This is a genomic window from Sphingomonas sp. 22176 (genome assembly GCF_052045505.1).
Classification (GTDB): domain Bacteria; phylum Pseudomonadota; class Alphaproteobacteria; order Sphingomonadales; family Sphingomonadaceae; genus Sphingomonas.
This window is the reverse complement of sequence record NZ_JBQEPL010000002.1, coordinates 651,459-675,883: the sequence shown is the minus strand read 5'-3', so window position 1 is coordinate 675,883 and position 24,425 is coordinate 651,459. Positions and strand designations below refer to the sequence as shown.

Genomic DNA, 24,425 nt, shown 5'->3' with positions numbered 1-24,425 from the left:
CACAGGAAACGATTCTTGCTGCGAAAGCCATTTTGCAGTTTCCAAGCAGGTTGTGCCACTCAGTGCCGTCACATTATGGTTTTCCGTTTTTCATTCTAAGGGAATTTACGACTCCATATTGAGTGGGATAAGTGGAAAGGTTTAGCTCTAAAACTATCTATTGGGAGGTTTCGGCGTAGCAATGGGCAATTGGGACGACACCAAAATCGTACGGTCGTTAATCAATCGGGTCGGTACTGAAAACGAATTGCATGTCTTAAGGACGGTGATGCCGGTAGTCGAAACCGTACTCCGTTCCGCAGCACCGGCGTCTTTAGATTTTACTTTGCACGACGATCAGCATGGTTTCCGCGTAGCAGAGACTGGCTACGAATTAATTTCCGAAGGCGCAGACGGACTGTCGGCAATTGAACTATCCATGCTTCTATTGGCGTCGTATTGTCATGACATCGGCATGTCCCCGCGCCGAGACAAAGTAAAGAATCATTACGATTGGTTACTTACAGCAGAAAGAAATCTTCTCTCATCTGTAGAGCAGAACCAATTCCAATCTTGGCTCGACACCAACCGCTCCGGCATAACTGCCCCGGTGGAAGTGAATCGAGTTAGCCTATCTGGCATAAAGATAGCTGATGAAGCTATCGCGTACTACGCTAGAAGCAAGCACAACGACTGGAGCGAGGAATTTATCAGGGATCAAGTTGCCGATCTGAACGTTTCCCTATATGCAGGGTGGATACACGATCTAGTAACACTTTGCCGTAGTCATCATGAAGGCTTAGTGCAACTCCGGCAAGATAAATTTTCCACCAAATACGTAGGGTCCCCAGCCTCTCCAGTTAACTTAAGATATCTAGCAGCAATATTGCGGGTATCAGATATTTTAGAATTCGCTCCAGAGCGCACGCCATCAGTAATACTGCGCAATAGAAATATAGCACCATCGAGTCGTATATATTGGTACAAAGATCACTCGATCTCTTTCAATATAGATCACGCGTCAAAGCGCCTATTCTTTTCCGCACAAACACCGAACGCCGCAATACATAAAGCAGTCCTTCAAACCGCAGAGTGGGTAGATAACGAATTAGCGTTAGCGGCTACTCTTCAGCAAGAAAATCTATTTGCTAGTGGCGTAATTTCGGAAGCGCACCGATCATCATATGACTGGCCATGGCCAAGCCGGCTAGTGTCGGATATTCGAGAAATTCCTGGGCGCTTCACCTACATCGATGGAAGCTTCCGCCCCGACACGCAGAAGCTGCTCGCAACTCTCTCGGGAACCGCGCTTTATGAAAGCAATCTATCAGCCGTCCGGGAGCTAATCCAGAACGCACTGGATGCCGTTCGGGAGCAAATCGCGTATACACGCTTGCAATTTACCGATCCGATGGAACCAAATGCTATCCAGAGCCTGGCCAACCTTCATCATGTAACTGTATCTTTAACTAAAGATGGCGATCGCATTTTTCTAAAATGCGAAGACAACGGTACCGGCATGACAAGGGCCATAATAGAACGGCATCTATTGATTTCTGGATCCGGCATACGAGGCGAATCTCGACGGCTTGAACGAGCAGCACAAGAACGCGGTTTCGCCGTAGAACGCACAGGCAGGTTCGGAATCGGCGTTCTAAGCTATTTTATGCTGGCCGACTCTCTTTCAATTTCAACCAGACGTAGCCAAGAAGCTGGAGATCCTGATGTTGCGTCGTGGCAATTCACAATTTCTGGCGTCGATGGCTTCGGTGAACTTACGTCCGATTCTCGGTCTAGTCGTGGAACAAGCGTAACCTTAGAACTTAAACCCGAAGTAATAGGCAAAGACGCAAATCATTTCTACAGTAAGCTAGAAGAGTATATTAGGTCTACCTTTAGATGGCTGCCGTGCAGATTAGTACTTAGAAGAGAATTTGATAAAGTTTCTCAGATTCACATTGGCCCTGGCTGGGCCGAGGAAGCCAATTCCCATGATAATTATCTGACGTTTTCAATGTTTGAAGAAGGCGCAATTGGCGATAGTTTATTAATTCGCGAAGAGGTCGCACTGCAGAGTGACGTAATTCGATTTAAAGAGGCTATGATAGCTCAGTCGCGAGCGACCATTAATTGGACACCCGCGCAAGAAAGACAACTTCCAGATGGAAAGGGCGTGCTCAGATGCTCGATTCCTTCCTTTGACTTTTTCGGGCACAACTCGAATATTTTCGTGGAGTCTATAGATAATAATCTTGAGTTTTTGTGGAGAGAACACTGCTTCAAGCATCCTACAATTGATAATCGCACATCACTCCACGGCATCTCTGTCGATAATTTAATAAGAATCGACGATTGTCTGTTTGATTTAGATTTACGGTCCCATTTTGCTGTCATGGCAGATAGGTCGAAAATTATCGGCAAATTAGATACAGATACGTTCCAGTTTATGAAATCTTTTAGAATTGACGCGTGGCTAAATTTTCTAAATGACCATAATCAATCTTTGTTCAATGAGCTGAATGTCGCTTACGCGTTTATACCACCATCACGGATGCAGCAGGTCTTGAGGGAGCAACCAGCCTGGGTCGTCCGACCCTTCGGTTCAAAGTTGGCGAGATGCGCATTGTTAGATCAGCCTATCATCTCCGTGGGCCGTCTTTCATTTCACACATGGGCTAACCAACATATGAAGATGATGGACGACCGTGCCGAGGCAATGCCGGTATATTTAGACGATGAGAGTCTAAATTTCGCCCTCCATCATCTCTATTGCGGCGGGCGCTTGGTAGTACAGTCCGGCTCCATGACGAGACAGATGCTTGGTGTAACCTGGGACTCAATTTCTGATATGAGGATGATCAATGATAAGGTAAGTGGAAATACGACAACGTTCCCGTCGGATTTATCGCATCTATTCTGTGCACTTTTACCCGGAAAGACTCTATTCAACGCGGACCATGAGTTTACTAAACGCTCATCATCTTACAATAACCACAGCTCACACAGCTCGCACTTGAATGACGTGATTAAACATTTGGAAGCTGGCTCCCGATCCGCTGAGGATGCAATTAAGTTTGTTGTTAATGCCGCACAATGGTCTGAAAGACCGTGGCAGTGGATGCAAGAGAACAAGCAAGACGAATTACGGGCTATCTTTACCTTGGCCCAAATTGATGATGTTCCATTAGGTGTAATTGACTGCTCGAAATATAACGAAGACGCAAGCATCGTTCGCCTTGACCGCGCGGCGTACTCAAAAAAAGAAATTACAGAAGAGTGCCCGACAATTGATGAGCATAGCACATTCGCGTCAGTTGAACGGAATGGGCCTCGCTAAATCTCACCCATCCCGCTGCAACCGCCGCTCCACCCGGTCCAGCTCCCGCGACAGCCGCGCCAGCGCCTGCTCGCGGGGGATGCGCGGCACGCCGAAGCCGCTATGGGGCCGCCCCTCGACGATCTCCGGGCGGCGATAGCCGAGCAGCAGCAGCGCCTCGCGCGGGGTCATCAGGGTGAGCGGGTCGGTCTCGTCGACGGTCTCGCGCCACGCGCCCAGGTCCTCGCCGGTCGGGTCCAGCGAGCGCAGCGCATTGTCGAGCAGCGCGAGTTCGAGCCGCTCATAGCCCTCGGCCAGCGCCGCCTCCATCGCCCGGGCAAATTCCGCCGAGCGCCGGCGCCGGGCATAGATGGCGTTCCAGCCGATGCCGGTTGCCGCTGCCGACAGCCGCACATTGGCGGTGGCGGCGAGATGGGCGAGGAAGCGGCGCTCGCCCTCGGTGGTCAGCACCCCCTTGGGGGCGCGGCGCACCTGCACCATGCGGCCGCGTGAGGCGCGCACGCTATACTCGCCGCCGCCGGTGCGCGCGGCCTCACCCTCGGGGGTGGCGGTGCGCGCGCTCGCGGCGAGCTGCGCCTGGGCGAAGCTGAGCGCCGCATCCCAGTGCGCGGCGAAATCGGGGTTGCGCGCGCGGCGCTTCTGGAAGGTCTTGCGCGTCTGCCCCGCCTCCTCGGCGGCGAGCGTGACGTTGGCGGTGCGGCGCAGCGCCTTGAGGAAGCGGGTATTCTCCCGCGTGCGATCGCTCCTGGTGCCGCGCATGGCCGTGCCCTCCCTGTTGCCCCGGTTGGTCGGCGGGGAGATGGGTGTTCCGTTTTTGTTCTGCAAGGGCAGCCTTCAGATCCTCCCCCGGAGGGGGAGGGGGACCGCCGCCGAAGGCGGTGGTGGAGGGGTGTCGCCGGTCGAAGGGAGGTCCGCCCCACGCGCGTGGACACCCCTCCGTCAGGCCTGCGGCCTGCCACCTCCCCTTGCAGGGGAGGATCTTGAGTCGAGGCGTTCGCCCCGACAGGGAGGTCCGCCATTCCAGCGGGGACACCCCTCCGTCAGGCCTGCGGCCTGCCACCTCCCCTTGCAGGGGAGGATCGCAAGCCCCCGCCCCGCCCTTGACTTGGCGGCCGAATCCGCTATTGGGCGCGCTCCTTCTTCGGAAGGAATCCGTCCGAGACAGCGAGGGACCGGGTTTTGCCGGTCTTGATAAACTCGCCTAGACGGGGACAGAATTTACCGGCGGCTTGGCCGGCCTCTAGCGCGGATGCGCGGGCGGCCCAAGCGTTCCGGGTCACGCCCCAGGGACTAAAGCCCCGGCCTCGTGACGATCCTTCCCCTCGGACAAATTGCGCCTGGCCCGCGTTCGCGCGCGGGTCGTGAACCGGGGTTGCCCCCTTGTCCGCTTCGTGCGGGGAATGGGCAGCCTCATGTATGAGGAGACCGGCATGGATCGTACCCAGAAGGCCGACGCCGTTGCCGAGCTGAACCGCACCTTCAACGAGGTTGGCGTGGTGGTTGTCACCCGCAATCTCGGCATGACCGTCAAGCAGTCGACGGACCTGCGCAACAAGATGCGTGCAGCCGGCGCGACCTATAAGGTCTCGAAGAACAAGCTCGCCAAGATTGCCACCCAGGGCACCGATTATGCGGTGCTCGCGGACCTGCTGACGGGTCCGACGGCACTGTCCACCTCCGTCGATCCCGTGGCTGCGGCCAAGGTCGTCGCGGAGTTCGCCAAGACGAACGACAAGCTCGAAATCGTCGGCGGCGCGATGGGCAATGTGCTGCTGGATGCGGCTGGCGTGCAGGCACTCGCCTCGCTGCCGTCGCTGGACGAGCTGCGCGGCAAGCTCGTGGGGCTCATCGTGGCACCCGCGACCAAGCTCGCCACCATCACCCAGGCACCGGCGGCGCAGATCGCCCGCGTGCTTGCGGCGTACAGCGAAAAGCAGGCTGCCTGAGCTTCGGCTTCGAGCGACCTTTATTATCCCGAAACTATTGAACTGATTGGAGTTTATCATGGCTGACCTTAACGCAATCGTCGACCAGCTTTCCGCCCTGACCGTGCTCGAGGCCGCTGAGCTCTCGAAGCTGCTCGAAGAGAAGTGGGGCGTTTCGGCCGCCGCTGCCGTCGCCGTTGCCGGCCCGGCCGCTGGTGGCGCCGCTGCCCCGGCTGCTGAAGAGCAGACCGAGTTCGACGTGATCCTCACCGGCGACGGTGGCAAGAAGATCAACGTCATCAAGGAAGTCCGCGCCATCACCAGCCTCGGCCTCACCGAAGCAAAGGCGCTGGTCGAAGGCGCTCCGAAGCCGGTCAAGGAAGGCGTGTCGAAGGACGAAGCCGAGAAGATCAAGAAGCAGCTGGAAGAAGCTGGCGCGACCGTCGAGATCAAGTAAGCACTTCCCAGCCTGTTTCAAGGCTTGGATATTGGAAGGAGGCGGTCCGGCAACGGGCCGCCTCTTTTCATTTGTGGCAGTCTTCAGGATTGCGGCGGAAGATAGCGGATCGCGGCCAGCGCCGAAGGTGCCGGCCGATCCAGCCAGATCGGACCGGGCCGGGCGCCCTGCCCCGGCGTGCCTAGCAGGAAATCGGCACCGAAGCGGTGGACACTCAGCCCGCCACGCCAGCGCAGGTCGCAGAGCAGCATCGCGACGAACATGGGCCTGCCGGCATGCGTCACAACGTGCACCTGCTCTCGCGCCAACGTAAGCCGGGCGGGGACGTGCAGCCGGGCGCCCGGCGCGAGATCGACCGGCGCGCCCGGGTTCTGACCGGGAGGCCCGGAATGGAAGGCTTGGCGCCATTGGTCCTGCGCCGTGCTGGCACTGATCAGCGCGAGGGCCGGACGCAGCCCCTCGGCCGACTGGGCCTGCGCGTTGACGACGTCTAACTCCAGGTCGAACACCACCGCATCCGCCAGGAAGGCGACCGTGGCGGTAACGACTTGAACCTCGAGCGGTTCGGTGATCGCCGCACGCGGCACCGGCGGCTTGGCCAGCGGCGCGGTGCGCGTGGCCGGTTCTACCGGTATCGGCGGAGCGGGTTCGGGCATTGCGTGCCCCCGGCCCCAGCGCCACCAGCTCGCCCCCGCCACTGCGGCGATACCGACCAGGCCCACAGCGAACCAGGACCAGGCAAGCCGTTCGTCGGAGGGCGCCGGCGCCGCCTGCTGCGGCGAGGCGGTCACCGACGGCGTGGGTTTCGGGGCGGGTGGTGTGGCCGCTGGTGCCGTGTTGGTCGCGTGCGGAGACGGTGTGGTCACAGACCTTGGCGTGGGTGCGGGCTTTGGCGCAGGACGGGGCGCCGAAGCCTTCTCGGCCGGTGCGCCCGTGGGGACGATCACCGGCTGCACCAGGGGAGTCGGCGCTGACGAAGGGGACGAGGGAGGCGTCGGAGTTGGGGTCGGCGCACCCGACAGACGAAATCGCTCCGGCAACACGCCCGGGATCGTCTGCGGCGTAGGATCAGCGGACGGGGCGTCCTGCGCCCGGGCCGGCGCAGCGGCCGCGCCCAACGCCATCAATCCCAATGCTGCGCAATGCCGACCCCTGATCACGCATCAGCATTGACCCGGCAAAGCTGAACCGTGGCTGCACTCGCCGGACCGCAGGCGGCCTTGCGCGACGATCCGTTCGGCGCCGTCGCCGGGCCGCTCAGCTCTTGTGGCGGGAAGCGCGCGATTCGTTGCGGATGCGCTCGGAGCGGGCGCGCTCCATCCGGTCGATACGCTCACGTTCCATGCGGTCGCGGTCCTCCCGCGCCTGTTCCTCCCGTTCGCGATCCTCGCGCGCCATGCGCTCAGCAATCCGCAGCCGGATGGCCTCGAGTTCGGGAGATGCCGGTTCGCCCGTTGCCTGCTTGCGCGCACGGTCGTGGCGCGCCAGCGTCTCTTCCGCCGCGATACGGTCCGACCAGTGTCGGGCGGGTGTCTGCTTCTTGCCCCTGGGCCCACGGTTCTGGATCCGCAGCAGGGCGATGCGATACAGGCGGAACATCTTGCGGGCATGCAGTCCGGTGAGCAGCGCAGTGAGCAGCCCCACGCCGATATAGATTCCGCTGTTCGGCTGCGGCGCACGCAGCACCAACAACACCATGAGATAGCTGATCAGCGTCATCAGCGCGCAATAAGCGCCGAACTCCAACGACATCATGAGATAGTGTCGAACGACATCGGACTTCATGAACGCAATCCCCATCGACGGCACCGCGGCGCGCATCCCACGCACCACCGCCACGCTTCGGCGCTGCACCATGAAGCAAGCGCGTTAACGAATCCTAACCGAAGGTGAAACGATCGCGGCTCAGCTCCGGAAAATGGGGGGGCGCTCGTCCTCCTCGTCGTCCAGTTCCTTCTTCATCATGCGATCGGCGATGCGCTCGCGGATCGCCTCGACCGTCATGTTGGGATCGATGGTGAACTCACCGCCCTCCTCATCCGGGTCGATCCCCAGCGCCGCGCAGCGCTCGCGATAGGCGCGCTCCAACGCTTCGAGCCGTTCGAGCAGGCGCACCCGCTCGGCATCCCCGCCACGTGCCTCCAGCCGCTCGGCCGCGATTCGCTCGGACCAGCGGAGCGTGCGCCGCTCCTCCTCGGTCATCTGCGCGAGTTCGACGATCAGGTCGTCCGGCAGCATCGCCAGGCGCCGCATGGCGCGCTTATACCGGCGGAACATCCGCACGGCATAGATGCCGCTGAACAGCGCCATGCCGATGCAGGTGTTGATGTACCAATCGGAGTTAGCCTGGGGCGCATAATTGACCAGCACGTACATCGCCGCGCCGATTCCGGTCATGAACACGAAGTAGACGAAGAACTCTATCGTCTCGCGAAGATAGCCTCGAATAGCCGCGACGTTCATGGCCCTGCTCCCGAAACACAGCGATGGCGTAGCTGCTTGTTCCGGAGTCGACTCAACCCGAATAAGCTTAAAGAATGATGCAGATGCGCAGAACACGCTCCCGGATTTTTACTTAACCCTACGTACTTATCCGTATTCCGCTGTAAACCGAGGCAAGGCCCGCCTTCGCATGCGCGAAAGCGGGCCCGCACATCAGCGCGCCTTTGCGGCGCTCTGGTCGACCGGCACCACCGGCAGCAGCACCGAGCTGGACTGCTTGCCGCCGTACAGGATCGTCACGGTCGCCTTCTGGTAATCGCCCGGCTTGGCGAAGAAGATGTTCTCCACATACTTCTGCGGGTTGCGATCATAGACCGGGAACAGGGTCGACTGGACCTGCACCATGATGCGGTGGCCGGGCAGGAAGGTGTGGTTCACCACCGGCAGGCGGAACTTGTATTCCTGCACCTTGCCCGCCGGAATCGCCGAGGGATGCTCGAACGAGTTGCGGTAGCGACCGCGGAAAATGTCCATCGCGATCGGCAACTGGAAGCCGCCCATCTCCTTGGTGGTGGCGATCTCGTCCGGATAGACGTCGATCACCTTCACCACGAAGTCGCCGTCCGTGCCGGTCGTCTTTGCGAAGATGTCCGCCAACGGCGTGCCCGACAGCCGCACCGGTGCCGTCAGCACCGGCGTGGCGTAGGTCAGCACGTCCTGGCGGCCGTCGACGAAGCGCTGGTCGGTGACGAGGTAGGTGCCCCAGCGGCCGTCGTTGAAGTTGATCGGACGCGGCAGATAGGGAACGGGCTTGGCGGGATCGGAGACATAGCTGTCCTCCCCTGCTCCGGGCTTGTCGAAGCCGGCGGCCTCGCCCGCACCGAGGTAGAGCGGCGCAAGCTGCGCACCCAGCGGCCACTTGTTCAGGAAGTCCCAGTGGTTCTCGCCGGTGTTGTAGATGCTCGCCACCGGCGGGGTGTAGGCCGGCGAGCCGTCCTTCAGATGCGCGTTGAAGAAGGGCAGCAGGATGTCGCGGCGCGCCTGGAGCGCGGTGTCGCCGTCGAAGTTCAGCTCGCCCAGCTTCGAGCCGTTATAGTTGAAGCCCGAATGGCGCCACGGGCCCATCAGCAGGAAATTGTTGGTCGCCTGCGGGGTCTTCTGCAGCTCCTCCCAGGCGTGGATCGCACCGTACATGTCCTCGTGATCCCACAGGCCCTGCTCCCACAGCGTCGGCACGTTGGAAGGATTGGCGGCGAGGATCTTGTCGAGCGCCTGGCCCTGCCAGAAGGCGTCGTAGGACACATGCTGGCTGAGCTTCTGCCAGAAGGGCAGCTGGTCATAGCCGTACTGCTTGGCCCAGTCGCCCGCCGAGCCGACCTTGCGGAAGGTATCGTAATCGTCCCAGCCGCCATTGGGCGGCGTCGGGCCGCCGGCCTTGTAGCCGGTGATGCCCGAGATCCAGCCGATATTGGGCAGGCGGAACGCGCCGTGGTGGAACCAGTCGTCGCCCATCCAGCCGTCGATCATCGGGCTTTCGGGTGCTGCGACCTTGAGCGCCGGATGCGGGTGGAGCAGTGCCATCACCACCGTCCAGCCTTCATAAGACGAGCCGAGCATGCCGACCTTGCCGTTCGATTCCGGCAGGTTCTTCACCAGCCAGTCGATCGTATCCCAGGCATCGGTGGTGTCGTCGACCTTGGTGGGATTCAGCGGGCCCACCGGTGGGCGGGTGACGACGAAGTCGCCTTCGGAGCGATATTTGCCGCGGATGTCCTGGAAGACGCGGATATAGCCGGCCTGGGTGAACACCTCGTCGCCTTGGGCCAGCACCGAGAGCATCTTGTTGCTGTCGGTGCGGCGGACGCGGTTGTAGGCGTCGTACGGCGTGCGGGTGAGCAGGATCGGCGCGTTCTTGGCGCCCTTGGGGATCACGATCGTCGTGAACAGTTTGGTGCCGTCGCGCATCGGCACCATCACCTCGCGGCGGATATAGTCCTTCGAGCCTTCCGGGAGCACGAACTTTGCCGGAATGTCGTTGAACGGCTGGGCCTGTTGGGCCTGGGCGGCCGGGATCAGCGCGGTCGTCGCGAGGGCGGCGAGGACGAAGTTACGAAACTGCATAGTGTCTCCCCAGAGAACCGAAGGCTGGGGTGATAGTGTTACCTCGGCGCGATGGGAAGCGGGCGCGTGAAAAGGCCCGCGCTCCGTTGGGAACGCGGGCCGGTTGAACATCGGGCGGTTAGGCGTGGGCAGGCGTGCCGAGCAGTTCGGCCTCAAGATCCTCGACCAGATGCGGGCGGGTGGCGCCAATCGGGCCAACCCCGTCCGCCGCCGGCGCGGCGCGGCCGATGCGGAAGGCGGCGCTGGTGCGGCCTTCGCGACCATCGGGCAGACGATAGCGAGCCTCGGCGACGACGACCGGGTTGAAGGTGCGACCCAGCTCGCCCTTCGGCACTGCGAGGTGGGCGTCGACGCGGGTGCCGTCACCGGCATCGATCGTCACCGGCGGAACATCTGCGGCGGGACCATGGCTGGTGAGCATCTGCTCCATCTCGCTCGTCTCGGCATCAGCGAGCAGGAAGGTCGAGATGCGCACGTCGCGGGCAGCCGTGTCACCCGAATTGCCGACCGTCAGCTCGATATCGACCAGCGCTTCTTCCTCGCTGGTGCCAGCACGCACCGGGCGCAGACCCAGCTCGAGCCACGGACGATTGGCGACCGGCGCCGGCGCATCGACGACATGCTCGAGCACCGCCTCGTCCGCCGCGGCCAGCTTGGCCTCGACATGGGCTTCGGCGACCGGCTCGACGATCGGCTGGCGCTCCATGACCGGCGCCATCACCGGCGCGGCAGCGGCGGCGGCGAGACCGATGTCACTGCGCGGTGCCACGGGCTGCGGCACCGGGCGGTGGGCCACCGGCTCGGTGGTGGTGGCCGTCTCACGCACCAGCAGATCGTCGTCCGGACGGCGGCGGCGGAACAGGAAGATCGCGGCGGCAGCGGCGAGGATCACGGCAAGCCCGCCGAGGATCCAGGGGACCAGCGAGGTCGAACGCGTCGTCTCGGTGGTGGTGTCCGTTGTCTGCGTCACTTCCGCGGTGGGCGCGGCAGGCGCGGCGGCCTCCTGTGCTGCAGGCGCAGCAGGCTGCGGCTGGGGTACCGATGCGGGAGCCGGGGCAGCGGCTTGCTGCGCCGGTGCGGCGGCAGACTGCGGGGCGGGCGCGGCCTGACGCGGCTGGGCGGCGGCGCGCGCTTCCGCACGGGGGGCACTACGCTCGGCACGCGCAGTCCGGGTCGGCGCGGCATCGGTAGTCGACGGCGCCTGATTGGCGCTGCCGGCCATCTGCTGCTCGACCGGCGGCACCGACTGCACGATGGGCGCCGCGGGCGCCATCCGTACTTCCGGGGCGGGCGCCGCGGTTTGCGGCGCAGATGCCTCTACCGCCGGCGGCGGGGTCACCGTCTGCTGGGGCGCGGCCTCCTGAGCGAAGGCGGGGGTGGCAAGGAACGCGGCACTGATCAACAGTGCGGCGCGGGGGCGGAGCGGGGTCTGACACTGTCTCATAACGTGGGTTCAACGGATGGAACCACGGTTTCGGCTCCAACCCCTGCGGCGAGCCGAGAGGCCCGCCAGACGAATCGAGCCATTCACCAGGCATTCAGGCATGGTTCTTGCCCTCAAATCGCCTGAAACACTTCAGCAACTCGTTGAAAAGAAAGGGGCTTGCTGCACACCGGCGGCAAGCCCCTGCCCTGTTGCTACGCCAGGGAAACGATCAGAAGCGCCCGGTCAGTTGCACCCCGTAGAAGCGCGGTTCGCCCGGAATATAGGTCGGATCGTTGAACCCGCCGCCGGTGTTGCCGGCGTCGAGCAGATACTTCTCGTTGAACGCGTTCCGCACATAGCCGGCGACCTCATACTTGCCGTTGGCGAAGCTGAGGCCCGCCTTCAAATTCACCAGCGTGTACTTGGTCTGCGAGATGGCTTCCTTGTTCGGGATCTCGAAGAAGATCTTGCTGCGATAGGTCACGCTCGACGTTGCGAAGACCCGCATGCCGTTGCCGACCGGCGCGTCCACCGTGAAGCCCGCCGCCCATTGCGTACGGGGCTGCAGGCGGAAACGGTTGTTGGCGTAGATGCCGTTGGCCTTGGTGTTGTCGATGCCGCCGTCGATGAAGCCGACATTGCCGAACACCGTCAGCCAGTTCGTCGGGCGCAGCTGGCCTTCCGCCTCGAAGCCGAGGTTGCTCGCCGTGCCTGCGCTCTCGGTGATGCTGGTGCCCACCGGCTTGCCCGAGGGATCGTTCGCGTCCGTGACGGTGCGGCTGATCTGGAAGTTCCGGTACTTCTGATAGTAGACGCCGATCGAACCGTTGAACATGCCGCGCGACAGCTTGGCGCCACCCTCATAGTTCCACACCGTCTCTTCCGGGATGATCGGCGCGATAGCGGCGGCACCCTGGCTGACCACCGGCGAGCGGCGGCCCTTGGAAATGGTGGCGTAGAGGTTGAGCGCGTCGTTCACCCGGTACAGCGCATTGAACCGCGGCAGAAAGGCCTGGAAGCTGTCCTGGCTCCACAACGTGCCCTTGGTGGTGGTCTGGCCCGGGATCAGGGGCGCCTTCGACAGCACCGAATTGGGCGCGACCGACACGAAGCCTGACTTGCGCTGCTCGATCAGCGCACGCAGGCCCGCGGTCAGCTCCAGCTTGTGGCTGGGCATCCAGGTCGCTTCGCCGAACATCGAATATTGATCGTTGATGCCCTTGTTGGTGAAGATCGAGCTGTAAGGGATCTGCGTCGCCGCGCCCTTGGTTAGGATCGACGTCGCCTGGGCCGCCGTCACCACCCCGGTGGACGAGATGCAGCCCAGCCCCGGGATCACATTGGCCGCGCACTGCAGGTAGATGCCCTCTTCGGTCGAGAACGGCACTTCCTGACGGTTGTTCTCGTGGAACACGTTCCAGCCGAAGCTGGTGCGGACATGGTCGCTGCTATAGGCGAAGCGCGATTCATGGCTGAGCTGCGAGCCATAGGCGCCCTCGGCGAATTCCAGCCACCAGGCGGCGGAGCCGTCCGCATCGAACACTTCGAGCGAATTGAACGCGCGATAGCCGTTCACCGTGGTGAAGCTCCAGCCGTCGCCCATCTCGTAGCGGGCGGTGAGGTTCACGTCGTACACGTCGCGGTGCAGGCCCAGCTTGTCGCTGCCCAGCACCTGCTTGGAGAAGGGCGAGCCGGACAGGTTGGCGGCACCGAACGGGTTTCCGGGCCCTTCCGAGGTCGCGAACCGCTTGGAGACGAACGCCGTGCCGCTGTTGCGCTGGCGGTCATAGGTGCCGACCAGATCGACCGTGAGCGCGCTGGTCGGGGTGTAGCGCACGGAGGCGCGCAGGCCGAGCTGGTTCTGTGCGTAGAGATCGCCCTGGGTGGTCGACAGATTCTTCACATATCCGTCGCGCTTCTTCCACTCGCCGGCAATGCGCGCGGCGATCACGTCGTTGCCGACATTCAGGTGGCCGCCCGCCAGATAGGCGTTGTAATTGCCATAGCCTGCGGTGACTTCGCCATCCACGCCCGGCTTGGGCTTGGCCGAGATGATGCTAACCGCGCCCACCGTCGAGGCGGTGCCGAACAGCGTCGCCTGCGGGCCCTTCACCACTTCAATCCGATCGACGTCGTAGATCGCCTGATAGGCGCCGCGCGAGCGCGAGATGTCGACGCCGTTATAGTAGAGCGTGACGCGCGCCGCCTGTTGCGCCGAGCCGCTGTCCGAGGTGATGCCGCGGATCACGATGCCGGGATTGTTGGCGCTCTGCTCCTGGATGTTGAGCCCGGGCACATAGGCGGCCAGCTCGTCGAGATCGTCGACGCCGATCCGCTTCATCTGCTCCTGCGTCACCGCGGTGATGGTGATCGGCACGTCCCGCAGCTTCTGTTCGAACTTCTGGGAGGTGACGATGATGTCACCGCCCAGCGCCCCGTCCCGTGCGCTTTCCTGCCCGGCTGCCTGCGCCGTTTCCTGCGCATGGACGGCCGTAGCCGAGACGGTGGCCAGCAACGCGACGATGAGACCCGATTTCTTGTTCATGGTTTCCCTCCCTGGTTCGGGAGGGCGGTTGCGGGTAGTTTGTTAAACCTTCACTGCACGACGCAAACAGATTTGTTGCAGAGCCGCGACCCGACCTGACTTTCGTCGTTGGCGCGTCAGCCGAACTGCCGTTGCGGAAACCGCAAACCGGGCAGCGACTTCCGCAGCGCCTGCGCCGGCTTTTCGATGAAGTGCCAGGAGAAGGCCGCAAACGGCAGTACCGCGACCAGCGCGACGATCGCGAGCACATGCGGCTCGATCCGCGGCGTGAGAATCCGGAACACATCCGTCACCGGCATGCTGTAGATGTAGATGCCGTAGGAATAGTCGGGGATCTTGTGCAGCGTGGGGAACGCCTTGGCGGTGAGAAAGCCCAGGCACAGCACCCAGTAGCAGATGGCCAGGGCGCGCACGACATCGTCGAAAAAGAAGCCGCGGGTGAGAAAGGTGACGGTGAACGCAAGCGCAGCCCCTGCCCAGGACAGCGGAATGCGGTCGCGCCAGGCATAGGCCCCCGCGCCGATGGCGAAGGCAGTCCACAGCCGCGCAACGCGATCCAGGAAATAGAGATGGCTTCCGCATTTCGCCGCGAGCCACGTATGGACCGGCGGATAGGCGAAGATCAGCGCATAGAGCAGGATCGCGGGGAGCACGAACGAGGTGAAGCGTCGCCGTACCAGCATGCCGGCCGCGGAAAGCATCGCGATGACGACATAGCAGCTCACCTCCCAGCGGATCGTCCATAGCGACCCGTTGATGACGCAAGGCCCGCCCCCGGGCTCGCTGCAATAGACGCCGGTGACGAAATAGCTGGGCGACAGCACTTGCGTCTTGAAGACGAAGGATAATGTTTCACGGCCGAGCAGATAATTTGTCAGCGGCACCGTGCTGAACATCGCGAACGCGATGGCTACGATGACGCACATGGCGAACATGCCGGGCCAGACGCGAAAGAATCGGGAAAGCGCGAACTGGCCAAGCGATGAATTACGCTCGAGGCTTCGGTATATCAGAAATCCCGATAGCGAGAAGAATCCGTTCACACCGACCCAGGAGATCGGCACCCCGAAGATGGCCGAGGTTTCGTCTACCCTTCCAAGCAACTCCAGCGCGTGCGTGTAGATTACGGTCGCCGCCAGAATCAGCCGCACCATCGTCAGATTGTTGCGATCCGCGCGCAAAAGGTCGTCGGTGACCACCAGCCCCATGATGATTTGCCCCCATCGACTCCCCCCTTTGGAATCGACCTCATCATTCCCATATCATCATCCGCGATTGTTGCGAATTGTTGCAGCGCAAATTTTTAGCGTGGCGTTGTTGAAAATCGCTCATTCCGATTCACCCCGGGTCGGCGCTCAACGCCGGCTTTGACATCCCCGCCCCCACGCCCTATATCCCCGCTCTAGCCCTCCGATCGGGAAATGACGCGCCGTCGCGCAGCGTGTCGTACGAATGGATCGGAACGGCTTGTCAGACGCCTGTAGAGCTGCCGAATCCCGAGCATCGGGGGTCGCGCGGCCTTTCGGCGTCGATTTGCACGTCCTGGCTCCCGGACAGGGGCACCGAGTTTACGGCTGACGAGGCAAAACACACCTATGGCTACCAAGGCAATCGAGGGCGGCACGCTGAAGCGCCGCATCCGCAAGGTGTTCGGCGACATCCACGAAGTGGTGCAGATGCCGAACCTGATCGAGGTTCAGCGCGAATCCTACGAACAGTTCCTGCGGTCCGACCCCTCGATCGGCTATGTCTCCGGCCTCGAGAAGACGCTCCGCAGCGTGTTCCCGATCCGCGACTTCGCCGGCACCGCCGAGCTCGACTTCGTGACCTACGAGCTCGAGGATCCGAAGTTCGACGTGGACGAGTGCCGCCAGCGCGGCATCACCTATGCGGCGCCGATGCGCGTTACCCTCCGCCTCATCGTGTTCGAGGTCGATCCCGATACGGAAGCCCGGTCGGTGCTCGATATCAAGGAGCAGGACGTGTACATGGGCGACATGCCGCTCATGACCGAGAACGGCACGTTCTTCATCAACGGCACCGAGCGCGTCATCGTCAGCCAGATGCACCGTTCGCCGGGCGTGCTGTTCGACCATGACCGCGGCAAGACCCACGCTTCGGGCAAGTATCTCTTTGCCGCGCGCGTGATCCCGTATCGCGGCTCGTGGCTGGACTTCGAGTTCGACGCCAAGGACATCGTCAACGTCCGTATCGACCGCAAGCGCAAGCTGCCGGTCACCAGCCTGCTGTACGCGCTGGGCCTGACGTCGGAAGAGATCCTCAACTATTTCTACAACCACGTCACCTTCCTGCGTGGTCCGAACGGCTGGCAGATCCCCTTCCAGGTGGAAAACTGGCGCGGTTCGAAGCCGATGTTCGACATTGTCGACGCCAAGTCGGGCGAGGTCGTGTTCCCGGCTGGCCAGAAGATTTCCCCGCGCGCAGCCAACAAGGCGGCGAAGGACGGTCTCGAGACGCTGCTGATCCCGACCGAGGAAATCTTCGGCCGCTACAGCGCCTATGATCTGATCAACGAGGCGACCGGCGAGATCTACATCGAAGCCGGCGACGAAGTCTCGGCCGAGAACCTGGAGAAGCTCGACAAGGCCGGCATCGATCGGATCGAGCTGCTCGACATCGATCACATCGCCACCGGTCCGTGGATCCGCAACACGCTCAAGGTCGACAAGGCCGAAGAGCGCCAGCAGGCGCTGTCCGACATCTACCGCGTCATGCGCCCCGGCGAACCGCCGACGCTCGAGACCGCGGAATCGCTGTTCGCCGGCCTGTTCTTCGATCCGGAGCGCTACGACCTCTCGGCCGTCGGCCGCGTGAAGCTGAACATGCGTCTGGGCCTCGACACCCCGGACACGGTGACCACGCTGCGCACCGAGGACATTCTCGAGGTCGTCAAGACGCTCGTGAACCTCAAGGACGGCAAGGGCGAAGTCGACGACATCGACAATCTCGGCAATCGCCGCGTGCGTTCGGTGGGCGAGCTGCTCGAGAACCAGTACCGCGTCGGCCTGCTCCGCATGGAGCGCGCCGTGAAGGAGCGCATGTCGTCGGTCGACGTGTCGACGGTGATGCCGAACGACCTGATCAACGCCAAGCCTGCGGTCGCCGCGGTGCGCGAGTTCTTCGGTTCGTCGCAGCTGTCGCAGTTCATGGACCAGACCAACCCGCTCTCCGAAGTGACGCACAAGCGTCGCGTCTCGGCGCTCGGGCCGGGCGGTCTCACCCGTGAGCGCGCAGGCTTCGAAGTCCGCGACGTTCACCCGACCCACTATGGCCGTATCTGCCCGATCGAAACGCCGGAAGGCCCGAACATCGGTCTGATCAACTCGCTCGCGACGTTCAGCCGCGTGAACAAGTACGGCTTCATCGAGACGCCGTACCGCAAGATCATCGACGGCAAGGTGACCAACGAGGTCGTCTACCTGTCGGCGATGGAAGAGCAGAAGCACACGATCGCGCAGGCATCGGCCGAGCTCGACGCGACCGGCGGCTTCGTCGACGATCTCGTCTCGGCCCGCCAGGCCGGCGAATTCCTGATGGCGCTGCGCGATCAGGTAACGCTGATGGACGTGTCGCCGAAGCAGCTCGTCTCGGTCGCCGCTTCGCTGATCCCCTTCCTCGAGAAGGACGACGCGAACCGCGCACTGATGGGCTCGAACATGCAGCGCCAGGCCGTGCCGCTCGTGAAGGCGGAAGCGCCTTTCGTCGGCACCGGCATGGAGTCGACCGTGGCCCGGGATTCCGGCGCCGCGATCGCCGCCAAGCGCTCGGGCGTGGTCGACCAGGTCGACGCGACCCGTATCGTTGTCCGCGCGACGGGTGACGTCGATGCCAGCGAGAGCGGCGTCGACATCTACACGCTGATGAAGTTCCAGCGCTCGAACCAGTCGACCTGCATCAACCAGCGTCCGCTGGTGAAGGTGGGCGAGATCGTGCAGGCCGGGGACGTGATCGCCGACGGCCCGTCGACCGAGTTCGGTGAGCTGGCGCTGGGCCGCAACGTGCTCGTCGCGTTCATGCCGTGGAACGGCTACAACTACGAGGACTCGATCCTGATCAACGAGCGCATCGTGAAGGACGACGTGTTCACGTCGATCCACATCGATGAGTTCGAAGTGATGGCGCGCGACACCAAGCTCGGGCCGGAAGACATCACCCGCGATATCCCGAACGTCGGCGAGGAAGCGCTCCGCAACCTCGACGAAGCGGGCATCGTGTATGTCGGCGCCGAAGTGGAGCCGGGCGACATCCTGGTCGGCAAGATCACGCCGAAGGGCGAAAGCCCGATGACGCCGGAAGAAAAGCTCCTCCGCGCCATCTTCGGCGAAAAGGCCAGCGACGTGCGCGACACCTCGCTGCGTCTGCCCCCGGGCGTGGCCGGCACGATCGTCGACGTGCGCGTGTTCAACCGTCACGGCATCGACAAGGACGAGCGTGCCCTGGCGATCGAGCGCGAGGAAATCGAGCGCCTGCGCAAGGACGCCGACGACGAACGCAACATCCTCAACCGTGCGACCTGGTCGCGTCTCCGCGAGATGCTGCTGGGTCAGGTCGCCACGGCTGCGCCGAAGGGCCTGAAGAAGGGCGTCACCATCGACGACGACCTGCTCGACAGCGTCGACCGCCACGAGTGGTGGAAGTTCGCGGTGCAGGACGACACCATGCAGGGCAACCTGGAAGCGGTGAAGGGCCAGTATGACGAGGCCGTGAAGCGCATCAAGGACAAGTTCGAGGACCGCCGCGAGAAGCTGGAGCGGGGCGACGAGCTGCCGCCGGGCGTGCTGAAGATGGTCAAGGTGTTCGTCGCGGTGAAGCGCAAGCTGCAGCCGGGCGACAAGATGGCCGGCCGCCACGGCAACAAGGGCATCATCAGCCGCATCCTGCCGCAGGAGGACATGCCGTTCCTCGAGGACGGTACGCCGGTCGACTTCGTGCTCAACCCGCTGGGCGTGCCGTCGCGCATGAACGTCGGGCAGATCTTCGAGACCCATCTGGGCTGGGCCGCACGCGGCCTGGGCCGGAAGATCGGCGATGCGCTCGATGCATGGCGTGCAGCCAACCCGAACCCGCAGGCCGGCGAACCGCCGGAAGCGGTCAAGGAACTGCTCACCACCGTCTATGGCGATAACTACAAGGCCGAGCTGGATCGCCGCACGACCGAGCAGCTGGTCGATCTGGCGCAGAACGTCCGCTCGGGCGTGCCGATGGCCACCCCGGTGTTCGACGGCGCGGTTGAAGCCGACGTCTCGGCGATGCTGCGGATGGCGGGCCTGGACGAATCCGGCCAGGTGACGCTGTTCGACGGCCGCACGGGCGACGCGTTCGATCGCAAGGTGACGGTTGGCTACAAGTATGTGCTCAAGCTGCACCACCTTGTGGACGACAAGATCCACGCGCGTTCGATCGGGCCGTACAGCCTCGTCACCCAGCAGCCGCTGGGCGGTAAGGCGCAGTTCGGTGGCCAGCGCTTCGGTGAAATGGAAGTGTGGGCGCTCCAAGCCTATGGCGCGGCGTACACGCTCCAGGAAATGCTGACGGTGAAGTCGGACGACGTAGTCGGCCGCACCAAGGTCTACGAAGCGATCGTCAAGGGCGACGACACCTTCGAGGCCGGCATCCCGGAGAGCTTCAACGTGCTCGTCAAGGAAATGCGCTCGCTGGGCCTGAACGTCGAACTCAAGAATGCCGAGCTCGGCTTCGACGAGGACGGCGTGCAGATCGCAGCGGAGTAAGGGGACCGGCGCCCCTCCTTCCTTTGGGAGGAGGGGCAGCCACCCGCCTGCCGACGTAAAGATATCCCCTCCCCTAGCCCCTCCCGTCCGCGGGAGGGCGATGGAGTGAAGAAATGAACGAACTTACCAACTTCGCGAACCCGCTCGCCAAGCCGGAAACCTTCGACCAGATCCAGATCGGGATCGCGTCGCCGGACCGTATCCGCAGCTGGTCGTTCGGCGAGATCAAGAAGCCCGAGACGATCAACTATCGCACGTTCAAGCCCGAGCGTGACGGCCTGTTCTGCGCGCGCATCTTCGGTCCGATCAAGGACTACGAGTGCCTGTGCGGCAAGTACAAGCGCATGAAGTACAAGGGCATCGTCTGCGAAAAGTGCGGCGTGGAAGTGACCGTCTCGAAGGTCCGTCGCGAGCGCATGGGCCATATCGAACTGGCCGCCCCGGTTGCGCACATCTGGTTCCTGAAGTCGCTGCCGAGCCGCATCGGCCTGCTGCTCGACATGCAGCTGAAGCAGCTCGAGCGCGTGCTGTACTTCGAGAGCTACATCGTCACCGAGCCGGGCCTCACCCCACTCGAGAAGTTCCAGCTCCTCACCGAGGACGAGCTGCTCGACGCGCAGGATGAATATGGCGAGGACGCGTTCTCGGCCGGCATCGGCGCGGAAGCGGTCAAGATCATGCTCATGGATCTCGACCTCGAGGGCGAGCGCAAGGAGCTGCTCGAAGAGCTCGCGGTCACCAAGTCCGAGCTGAAGCCCAAGAAGATCATCAAGCGCCTCAAGGTCGTCGAGAGCTTCATCGATTCCGGCAACCGCCCGGAATGGATGATCCTGGACGTCGTGCCGGTGATCCCGCCCGAGCTGCGCCCGCTGGTGCCGCTGGACGGCGGCCGCTTCGCGACCTCGGATCTGAACGACCTGTATCGCCGCGTGATCAACCGTAACAACCGCCTCAAGCGCCTCATGGAGCTGCGCGCGCCGGACATCATCGTCCGCAACGAAAAGCGCATGCTGCAGGAGGCCGTCGACGCGCTGTTCGACAACGGCCGCCGCGGCCGCACCATCACCGGTGCGAACAAGCGTCCGCTCAAGTCGCTGTCCGACATGCTCAAGGGCAAGCAGGGCCGCTTCCGTCAGAACCTGCTCGGAAAGCGCGTCGACTATTCGGGCCGTTCGGTCATCGTGACCGGTCCGGAGCTCAAGCTGCACCAGTGCGGCCTGCCGAAGAAGATGGCGCTCGAGCTGTTCAAGCCGTTCATCTACGCCCGTCTCGATGCCAAGGGTCTGTCCATGACCCTGAAGCAGGCGAAGAAGTGGGTCGAGAAGGAGCGCAAGGAAGTCTGGGACATCCTGGACGAGGTGATCCGCGAGCACCCGGTTCTTCTGAACCGCGCGCCGACGCTTCACCGTCTGGGCATCCAGGCGTTCGAGCCGGTGCTGATCGAAGGCAAGGCGATCCAGCTCCACCCGCTGGTCTGCTCGGCCTTCAACGCCGACTTCGACGGTGACCAGATGGCCGTTCACGTTCCGCTGAGCCTCGAGGCCCAGCTGGAAGCGCGCGTCCTGATGATGTCGACCAACAACATCCTGTCCCCCGCCAACGGCAAGCCGATCATCGTGCCGTCGCAGGACATGGTGCTGGGTCTCTATTACATCACCATGGAGAAGGAAAACGAGCCTGGCGAAGGCATGCTGCTGGCCGACATGGCGGAGGTCCACCAGGCCCTGCATGCCGGCGCGGTCACGCTGCATACCAAGATCACCAGCCGCGTTCCGCAGACCGACGAGCAGGGCAATTCGTACCTGAAGCGCTACCAGACCACCCCGGGCCGCATGCTGCTCGGCGAGTGCCTGCCGCACAGCCACAAGGTGCCGTTCGACGTCGTCAATCGCCTGCTCACCAAGAAGGACGTGGGCGACGTGATCGACGAGGTCTATCGTCACACCGGCCAGAAGGAGACCGTGCTGTTCGCCGACGCGATCATGTCGCTGGGCTTCCGCCACGCGTTCAAGGCCGGCATCTCGTTCGGCAAGGACGACATGATCATCCCGGACGCCAAGGTGGGTCTGGTCGACGAGACCAAGGCGCTGGTGAAGGACTTCGAGCAGCAGTATCAGGACGGCCTGATCACGCAGCAGGAGAAGTACAACAAGGTGATCGACGCCTGGAGCCGTTGCGGTGACCAGGTGGCCGCGGCGATGATGGACGAGATCAAGGCGGTGAAGACCGACCCGGTGACCGGCCGTCAGATGCCCGACAACGCCATCTACATCATGGCGCACTCCGGTGCCCGTGGTTCGGCGGCGCAGATCAAGCAGCTGGCCGGCATGCGCGGCCTGATGGCCAAGCCGTCGGGCGAGATCATCGAAACGCCGATCATCTCGAACTTCAAGGAAGGTCTGACCGTTCTTGAATACTTCAACTCGACCCACGGCGCCCGTAAGGGCCTCGCGGACACCGCGTTGAAGACGGCGAACTCGGGCTATCTCACCCGTCGTCTGGTCGACGTGTCGCAGGACTGCGTCGTCCTCGAGGACGATTGCGGCACCGAGCGCGCGCTGGAGATGAAGGCGATCGTGCAGGGCGGTTCGGTGATCGCCTCGCTCGGCGAGCGCATCCTGGGCCGCACCACGGCCGAGGACATTGTCGATCCGAAGACCAACCAGGTGGTGATCCCGATCGGCACCCTGCTCGACGAGCCGATGATCGCGCAGATCGAGGCGCTCAGCACCCCGGCGGTGAAGATCCGTTCGCCGCTGGTCTGCGAAGCCAAGCTCGGCGTGTGCGCCAAGTGCTACGGGCGTGACCTCGCCCGCGGTACCCCCGTGAACATCGGCGAAGCAGTCGGCGTCATCGCGGCCCAGTCGATCGGTGAGCCGGGCACGCAGCTGACCATGCGTACCTTCCACATCGGCGGCGCGGCGCAGCTCAACGAGCAGTCGAACCTCGAAGCCCCCGTGGACGGCAAGGCCGAGTTCCGCGACCTGCGCCTGATCGAAGATCAGCGCGGCCGTCGCGTGGTGCTCAGCCGCTCGGGCGAGATCGCGATCATGGACATGGATGGCCGCGAGCTGGCCGTGCACAAGATCCCGTACGGCGCCTATGTGATGTTCGACGATGGCCATCTGGTCAGCGCCGGCGATCGCATGGCCGAGTGGGATCCGTTCACCATGCCGGTGATCACCGAAACCGGTGGTGTCGTGAAGTATCAGGACATCATCGAAGGCAAGACCATGACGGAGCAGGTCGACGAAGCGACGGGCATCGCCCAGCGCGTCGTCACCGAGTTCCGCGGTGCGGGCAAGAAGGAGGACCTGCGTCCTCGCATGACCCTCACCGGCGAGAATGCCGCCGAAGCCGCCCGCTACATGCTGGCGCCGGGCGCGGTGATCTCGGTCGAGGACGGTGCCACGGTTTCGGGCGGTGACGTGCTTGCCCGTGTTGCCCGCGAGTCCGCCAAGACCCGCGACATCACCGGCGGTCTGCCGCGCGTCGCCGAGCTGTTCGAAGCGCGCAAGCCCAAGGAAAATGCCATCATCGCGAAGGTCTCGGGCCGCGTGGTGTTCGGCAAGGACTACAAGGCCAAGCGCAAGATCGGCATCCAGCCGGAGGACGGCGGCGAGGTCGTGGAGTATCTGGTCCCGAAGTCGAAGGTGATCGACGTTCAGGAAGGCGACTACGTCAAGCGTGGCGACAACCTGATCGGCGGTTCGCCGGATCCGCACGACATTCTGGAAGTGCTCGGCATCGAGCCGCTGGCCGAATATCTGGTCAGCGAAATCCAGGAAGTCTATCGACTGCAGGGCGTTAAGATCAACGACAAGCACATCGAGGTGATCGTTCGCCAGATGCTGCAGAAGGTCGAGATCACCGACGGCGGCGACACCACGCTGCTGGCGGGCGAACAGGTCGATCGCGACGAGATGGACGAGCACAACGAGAAGCTCCAGCCGGGCCAGGCGCCCGCGCAGGGCAAGCCGATCCTGCTCGGCATCACCAAGGCGTCGCTGCAGACCCGCAGCTTCATCTCGGCCGCGTCGTTCCAGGAGACCACCCGCGTGCTCACCGAAGCTGCGGTGCAGGGCAAGAAGGACACGCTGCAGGGCCTGAAGGAGAACGTGATCGTCGGCCGCCTGATCCCCGCCGGTACCGGTGCGGGCATGGGTCGCCTGCGCGTCGCTGCCAACTCGCGCGATGCGGCGCTCCGCGTCGCCCAGCGCCGGATGCAGGAAGTCTCGCTCGTCGCTCCGGCGAGCGCGGCGGAAGAGCATGCGGCGGAACTGGCCCGCAGCACGCGGGACTCGGCCGGCACCGGGGATGATCCCCTGGCGTCGGTGACGCCCTCGGGCCACGGCACCGATGCGGATGCTGGCGAGTATCTGAACGAGGCGGAGTGATCCGCCCCGTTCGGGGGCTTCCAGCCTGACCGAACGCAAGACGAAA

General features: G+C 63.0%; 13 protein-coding genes. 5 read left to right on the top strand and 8 right to left on the bottom strand.

Annotated features, from left to right (window positions below; genetic code table 11):
• The first annotated feature begins 268 nt into the window (after nucleotides 1-268).
• Nucleotides 269-3,316: an HD domain-containing protein gene (locus ACTJKY_RS10950; protein ID WP_440846029.1), complete on the top strand. Its 3,048-nt coding sequence runs from the start codon at nucleotides 269-271 to the stop codon at nucleotides 3,314-3,316.
• A 3-nt stretch (nucleotides 3,317-3,319) separates the two neighbouring features.
• Here ACTJKY_RS10950 and ACTJKY_RS10945 read toward each other — a convergent pair whose 3' ends face one another.
• Nucleotides 3,320-4,075, bottom strand: a complete 756-nt coding sequence (locus ACTJKY_RS10945; protein WP_440846028.1) for a hypothetical protein — start codon at nucleotides 4,073-4,075, stop codon at nucleotides 3,320-3,322.
• Nucleotides 4,076-4,746: 671 nt separating this feature from the next.
• Between ACTJKY_RS10945 and rplJ the strand changes: the two genes are divergently transcribed.
• Together rplJ and rplL are read left to right on the top strand one after the other, a co-directional pair.
• Nucleotides 4,747-5,262, top strand: coding sequence for a 50S ribosomal protein L10 (gene rplJ, locus ACTJKY_RS10940; protein ID WP_440846027.1), 516 nt, complete (start codon nucleotides 4,747-4,749; stop codon nucleotides 5,260-5,262).
• Between the two features lie 58 nt (nucleotides 5,263-5,320).
• Nucleotides 5,321-5,698, top strand: coding sequence for a 50S ribosomal protein L7/L12 (gene rplL, locus ACTJKY_RS10935; RefSeq protein WP_084580284.1), 378 nt, complete (start codon nucleotides 5,321-5,323; stop codon nucleotides 5,696-5,698).
• An 83-nt stretch (nucleotides 5,699-5,781) separates the two neighbouring features.
• On the opposite strand, the gene ACTJKY_RS10930 is transcribed toward rplL, so the two are convergent.
• From ACTJKY_RS10930 to ACTJKY_RS10900, 7 genes are all read right to left on the bottom strand, one after another.
• Nucleotides 5,782-6,564: a hypothetical protein gene (locus ACTJKY_RS10930; protein ID WP_440846026.1), complete on the bottom strand. Its 783-nt coding sequence runs from the start codon at nucleotides 6,562-6,564 to the stop codon at nucleotides 5,782-5,784.
• 391 nt (nucleotides 6,565-6,955) lie between these two features.
• Nucleotides 6,956-7,555: a hypothetical protein gene (locus ACTJKY_RS10925; protein ID WP_440846025.1), complete on the bottom strand. Its 600-nt coding sequence runs from the start codon at nucleotides 7,553-7,555 to the stop codon at nucleotides 6,956-6,958.
• 48 nt (nucleotides 7,556-7,603) lie between these two features.
• On the bottom strand, nucleotides 7,604-8,161 hold the full coding sequence (locus ACTJKY_RS10920; protein WP_440846024.1) for a hypothetical protein: 558 nt from the start codon (nucleotides 8,159-8,161) through the stop codon (nucleotides 7,604-7,606).
• Between the two features lie 192 nt (nucleotides 8,162-8,353).
• On the bottom strand, nucleotides 8,354-10,261 hold the full coding sequence (locus tag ACTJKY_RS10915) for a CocE/NonD family hydrolase (RefSeq protein WP_440846023.1): 1,908 nt from the start codon (nucleotides 10,259-10,261) through the stop codon (nucleotides 8,354-8,356).
• A gap of 118 nt (nucleotides 10,262-10,379) precedes the next feature.
• Nucleotides 10,380-11,663, bottom strand: a complete 1,284-nt coding sequence (locus tag ACTJKY_RS10910; protein WP_440846022.1) for a hypothetical protein — start codon at nucleotides 11,661-11,663, stop codon at nucleotides 10,380-10,382.
• Nucleotides 11,664-11,916: 253 nt separating this feature from the next.
• On the bottom strand, nucleotides 11,917-14,232 hold the full coding sequence (locus tag ACTJKY_RS10905; protein WP_440846021.1) for a TonB-dependent receptor: 2,316 nt from the start codon (nucleotides 14,230-14,232) through the stop codon (nucleotides 11,917-11,919).
• Nucleotides 14,233-14,348: 116 nt separating this feature from the next.
• Nucleotides 14,349-15,386, bottom strand: coding sequence for an acyltransferase family protein (locus ACTJKY_RS10900; protein ID WP_440846329.1), 1,038 nt, complete (start codon nucleotides 15,384-15,386; stop codon nucleotides 14,349-14,351).
• Nucleotides 15,387-15,827: 441 nt separating this feature from the next.
• On the opposite strand from ACTJKY_RS10900, the gene rpoB reads away from it, so the two are divergent.
• Nucleotides 15,828-19,982: a DNA-directed RNA polymerase subunit beta gene (rpoB, locus tag ACTJKY_RS10895; RefSeq protein WP_440846020.1), complete on the top strand. Its 4,155-nt coding sequence runs from the start codon at nucleotides 15,828-15,830 to the stop codon at nucleotides 19,980-19,982.
• Between the two features lie 113 nt (nucleotides 19,983-20,095).
• Nucleotides 20,096-24,379 carry a DNA-directed RNA polymerase subunit beta' gene (gene rpoC / locus ACTJKY_RS10890; RefSeq protein ID WP_440846019.1) on the top strand — a complete coding sequence of 1,428 codons (4,284 nt, stop codon included), beginning with the start codon at nucleotides 20,096-20,098 and terminating at the stop codon, nucleotides 24,377-24,379.
• Nucleotides 24,380-24,425 lie beyond the last annotated feature (46 nt).